The 5,090-nt window shown below is 65.7% G+C and carries 3 protein-coding genes and 1 pseudogene; 1 reads left to right on the forward strand and 3 read right to left on the reverse strand.

Going from position 1 to position 5,090, the window contains the following annotated elements; all coding sequences use genetic code 11:
• Positions 1-244: pseudogene (locus D7W79_RS38595) on the reverse strand (ArnT family glycosyltransferase); the annotation flags it as partial.
• 222 nt (positions 245-466) lie between these two features.
• Between D7W79_RS38595 and D7W79_RS38600 the strand changes: the two are divergent.
• A protein-coding gene (locus tag D7W79_RS38600) for an IS5 family transposase (protein ID WP_208729953.1) occupies positions 467-1,242 on the forward strand; the annotation gives its coding sequence in 2 pieces (ribosomal slippage) (positions 467-809 and positions 809-1,242; 777 coding nt in all).
• A gap of 75 nt (positions 1,243-1,317) precedes the next feature.
• Here D7W79_RS38600 and D7W79_RS38605 read toward each other — a convergent pair.
• Together D7W79_RS38605 and D7W79_RS38610 are read right to left on the reverse strand one after the other, a co-directional pair.
• On the reverse strand, positions 1,318-3,264 hold the full coding sequence (locus D7W79_RS38605; protein WP_158617159.1) for a di-heme oxidoredictase family protein: 1,947 nt from the start codon (positions 3,262-3,264) through the stop codon (positions 1,318-1,320).
• Positions 3,265-3,283: 19 nt separating this feature from the next.
• Positions 3,284-4,648, reverse strand: a complete 1,365-nt coding sequence (locus tag D7W79_RS38610; protein WP_158617160.1) for a putative porin — start codon at positions 4,646-4,648, stop codon at positions 3,284-3,286.
• Positions 4,649-5,090: the final 442 nt, after the last annotated feature.

A 5,090-nucleotide genomic window follows, 5' to 3' on the forward strand; every position in this document is an offset into this window, starting at 1 on the left:
TGCGCTGGATCATCTGCCGGCCCACTTCGCCGTAGTGCGTCTCCCAGGGGTCCCACAGTCCGACGGCGCCCAGGTAGGGCACGAAGAGCAGCGCCGCGAAGCCCGCGGTCGCCAGGACCACGCGCGTACTGAAGGACAGGGCCAGCCACTTCTTCGCCCATGAAGACGTCAGGGTGTCCTCCCCCAGGATGGCCTGGGCGAAGGTGGGTTCCCCCCGCGAGTTCTTTTCGCCGTCGCTTGCCACGCGCGCGTGCTCCTTCGTCGTCCGGGACTGGCCCACCGTGCAGGGCACAGGGCCAGGGGGGCTTATATTCCCACCACCCCCGCCGGTCGACCGACCTGGACGCGAGTGCGCCATTCTCGCGTCAGGCGCTAGAGCCGGTCTCGAAATTGAGCGAGCAGGCATGAGGGCGCAGGCCGGGCCGCTGATCGACATGAAGGGGATGGCCATGTTCGAAGCTGACCGGTGGACCTGACGGATGAACAGTGGAACCTGATTGAGCCGCTCCTCCCGGCGCGGAAGTTGAAGCGGGAGGACCGGCCCGGGCGAACGCCTACGCCCTCTCGTGCGCTGTGGGACGGCATCCTGTGGATTCTGCGGACCGGCGCGCAGTGGAGTGAGCTGCCGAGGGAGAAGTACCCGCCCTACAAGACGGTCCACCGCTGGTTCCAGGGCTGGGTGAAAGACGGCACCTTCCGCGCCGTCCTGCGTGCCTTGGCCCTGGACCTCAAGGAGCGCGGAGGTTTCGACCTGGAGGAAGGCTTCGTCGACGCGTTCTTCGCCTCGGCGAAAAAGGGGGGCCCTGCGTCGGCAAGACGAAGCGGGGCAAGGGGACGAAGGTCATGGCAGCTGCAGACGGCGCTGGTCTTCCTCTCGCCATTGGCGCGGCAAGCGCTTCTCCCCACGAAACCAAGCTCCTCGAAGCCACGCTCGACGAAAGCCTCATCGACGAGCTTCCCGAGCGGCTCATCGGCGACAAGGCCTATGACGCCGACAAGCTCGACGAGCGATTGTGGCACGAGCGCGGAGTGAAGCTGATTGCCCCGCACCGCCGCGGGCGCAAGACGAAGACGCAGGACAGGCGTGAGCTCCGCCGGTACCGAAGGCGATGGAAGGTGGAGCGACTCTTCGCCTGGCTCCAGAACTTCCGTCGCCTCGTGACGCGCTACGAGGTGAAGGTGGAGAACTTCCTCGGCTTCCTCCACCTCGGGTGCATCCTCATCCTCTTGAGGCAATTCTGAGATCACCTCTAGGCTTCCGTGTGCAGGCGGTGTTCAGGCGCCTGCGTGCGCCCCCAGTGCCAGGGGAAGGGCGGGTCAGAGGGCGAGGAGGAACCTCACGACCTGGAGTTGCTGCGCGGTCGTCAAGGCTCGGAACTTCTCCATCACGTTGCGTGCCTCGCCTCGGTACCTGCTCTGGCGGGAGCAGAAGTCCATGCCCTCCGCGACCGTGGGGCACTGCGCGTAGTCGTTGCCGGGTGGCGCGGGGAGGTCATGGAGTTCGATGGCCGCGAGGACCGCCAGCTCTACGCTGGTGATGGACAGCGTGCGGGTTCCCTCGTCGGCGCTGGTGAACACCGTCGAGGCCGGCGGCGTCGGAGGATCCCCTGGATAGCTCCTGGCCCCGATGACGTTCAGATACACGCGCCCGTCGTGCCAGAACGGCGGACCCACCTTGCCAAGCCCCATCAGGGGCGGTGTGCGGAACTCGGCGCCGTTGCCAATGCCGGTCACCGCTGGCGGGATGGCGAAGTCGGTGAGATCGCGGTTGATGTTGCCAGGAATGGACGGTCTCAGACGCGACCGGATCCCCTTGGGCAGCTCTGGATTCTGATGGATGAGCAGGTCCGAGAAGATGGGCGCCCAGCGATTGGAGAGGTGCTCGGCACCGAGCTTCGCGGGGGAGGTGCCCGTCTTCATGATGGGGATATGGCAGGTGACACAGCCGAGCATGCGATCCCCCGCGATGCCCTTGTCCGCGTCGGGGTCTCCGAATCCAACCGGCTCCCTGCCTGGAATCATCCGGCTCTGGAAGGCGGCGAGGTCGACGCCGAACAGCCTGGCGCCAGCCTGCACGTCGATGGCGGTCTGGCTCACCGGCGGGGTTTCGTAGAGCGAAGCATCGTGCATGGGCGGCGCGATGTTGCGGATCAGATCGCGAAGGCGGAGCGCCACGTCGGTCTTGAGCTCCGGGTCGGGAACCGCGTCGCAGGTGTTCCCGGCGTTGTCCACGTTCGGCTGCTCCGTCGGCATGAAGGGACTGGTGAGCCCGAGCTCCCCCTGGAGTCCGCCCACGACGAACTGCAGCAGCGTCGGGCCGGCGGCACGCAGGCCAAAGCGAGAAACTCGCATTCTCGGGTCACCTCCGACGAAGCTGAGGTCGGCGCGATTCTCGTTGTGCCGGCCGGAAATGCAGTCCCCAGGGCAGATGGCTGGATCGGGCGGTGGTGACAGCGACGAAGTGAATGCGAGCTTGTCCGCGAGGTCGTCGTTGGCCACGATGTCGTCAGCGAGGATCGCTTCCATCAGGCCCCGGCCGATGTACGGGGGCGCTGCTCTCTCGCCCACCTCCCGGCGCAGCCCGAGTGGGCTCAGGCCGGTCACGGGATCGAGCCCGCCCTGCAGGCTGGGGTCCCTGGCCAGTGACGGCAGGTCGTTGATGCGGCACATCCCGACGGACTGGACGTGCTGCAGCGGGCCCCCCAGGCTCGCGATGGGATCGAAGGAGCCCGTCCCTGGCGAGTAATTGCCATAGAGCGTGAACGCCGCCGTGGGCGGGTTGCCAGTCTCCTTGGTGATTTTGGAATGATCCGTGTTGCCCTGTCTCGCGGCGCGCGATGCCGGCGTGTTCGTGAGGGTGAAGTCGGCTGGCGGGCTGACGACGATACCGCCCTGCTCGATGTTCGACCGGACGTCCTCCGAGTTGGTGTGGCAGCCGAGGCAGGCGCGCTGATTGAACAGCGGCCCCACGCCCTCGGCGTCGGTGTGGGGCGTGATGAAGAAATGAAGTGGGCTGTCTGGACTGGTCGAATCCAGGAGCGCCATGACTTCAGGCGATGCATTCGGGTAGCCCAGGGACTCGTAGTCTGGGGCTGCACCGAAGCCGGCACGCGGATGCAGTTCGACGGGCTGTAGCCGGCTTGGATCCCCTGGTGTTGCAATGCCCAGGAGGTCACGCTGCGCCTCAAGCTCCGGCGACTCGACCACGTCACCCTTGGAGCACCCAATGATGGACAACATCAATCCAACACACAGTGCACGCATTCCAGCCTCCTGCCTCATGCTAGAAATCACCGAGGAGATCCACGAACACGCGCTGAACCGTGTTCTCCTGGAGTGGGCTCCCGTCGTAGTGGTTGAACTGGAACTGGGCACGCAGGTGCCGCAGGAGCTGATAGTTGATGCCCGCCTGTAGGCCCGAGTAGTCCGAGCCGGCGCCGAGATCCGAGTCGGCGAACGTCGCCAGCACCGCATCCGCGTCGACGGAGCCGTACGTCATCCAGAGGTTCAGTGGCTGCAAGCGGCCCTGCTCGTCCCCCATGTGGACTCCAGCGGTGACCCGGATGCCGTCGCGGTCCATGGGCACCTCGAAGTTGTGGATGTAGTCCGCCAGCAGGAACACCTCTGGGTTTCCGACCGAGGGCGCGCTGATCGGGAAGTGGAGCTGCGCGGTGGCATTCACCATCCGGAACGCATCGGTCACGAACCCCTCGGCGCCGGGTCCGTAGTTGATGTGGTTGTTGGTCATGAAGAGGCCTGGACGGAGCAGGAATGCGTTGGCTGGAGTCCTGGATGCAGACAGGCCGGCGTTCAGGTTCTCGTAGTCATAGAAGGCCACTGCCGCCGTCACCCAACGGGTCGTCACGGTCAGTTGGTCCGCAATCAGGGAGGTGATGCCCGTCTTGCCGATGAAGCGCAGATCCTCGATCTCGTTCAGCTGGAAATAGGAGGCGACATTCTCCAGCTTGAAATCCGGGCCGTCGAAGGGCCGTACGTGCAGCGCCACCCCGGACGGGCTGATGTCATTGTCCCAGACCATCTCCGAGCGCCAGGTCCCCACCTGACCGCGCCAGAAGGGGTTGGGGATCTTGCCGAAGCTGAAGGAAAGCAGTTCGCGCCTGGCGAATGGGCGAACGGTGACCCACGCCTGGTCGAAGCCAATGTCCTGGGGGCGGAATGCGTTGCCCAGCGGCGAGAACTCCACGGCGGGGTTGGGTGTCTGTGATGCGCTGATGCGAATGCCGCCCCTGAGCGGGGCCGACTGTGCCCCGAACTCCGCGCCCAGCCGCAGGCGATACCGCAACCCGTTCGCCGAGGCGTCGCCTCGGAACTGATCCGTCAGGTCCGAGGTCTCTGTGTACTCGTAGCGTAGGGTGATACTGGCGCCGAGCTTCAGCGGAACACCGCTCAGCAGGAGCGTCCCGATTGGCGAGGAGGATCCGTCCCCCGGTGGCTCGGACGCGGGGGCCTCGGGCGTGGGAGATTCGGATTGCCAGGCGTGCGCCTGCGATCGCGGCGGAAGGAGCAGACGCAGCGAGGCGCCACGTTCCCATGGAGCGGGGAGCGCAGGCTGTGCGGACGCCGGTTGTGCGGATGAGAGGAATCCAGTTACGAGTGCCGCCGTGACGGTCAGTCGATAGGGTCTCACTGTTTGGACTCCTCTTCTGTGTGAGCCGTTGGGAGGCGGACGGGATCCCCCTCTGATCCAGGACTCTGTCATTTGGAGTCTGAATTCCAATGGGCTGCAAGTGCCATGGTTTTGTCTTGCTTATGGCAGGTGTATGGTTTGAGGAGCGGCGCCGGATACCCACCAAGCTGTCCAGAGCACCTGCTGGTGTGCCCCAATCCATGCCTGGCCGACCGACGGGCCCTGCTGACAGACCATCGCCTCGCCGGGGCGGCTGTTCCGCCGCGTCCGGGCCGGGCCCGTGCTCGGAGCACAACCCGAGCGTAGCCAGGCCCGCTAGGGGCTGTCCCTGATTAACGCAGCCAGAGAAGCATGGAAGCGACGTGGAGGACAGCGAGGTAGCAGGTCGCCGTCTTGTCGTAGCGGGTGGCGGCGGCGCGAAAGCGCTTGAGGTCGTGGAAGA

The organism is Corallococcus exercitus, assembly GCF_003611585.1.
In the GTDB taxonomy this organism is placed as follows: domain Bacteria; phylum Myxococcota; class Myxococcia; order Myxococcales; family Myxococcaceae; genus Corallococcus; species Corallococcus exercitus.

Coding starts and splice junctions, on each gene's coding strand:
- D7W79_RS38605 (WP_158617159.1), bottom strand. CDS start 3,264: ATGCGTGCACTGTGTGTTGGATTGATGTTGTCCATCATTGGGTGCTCC.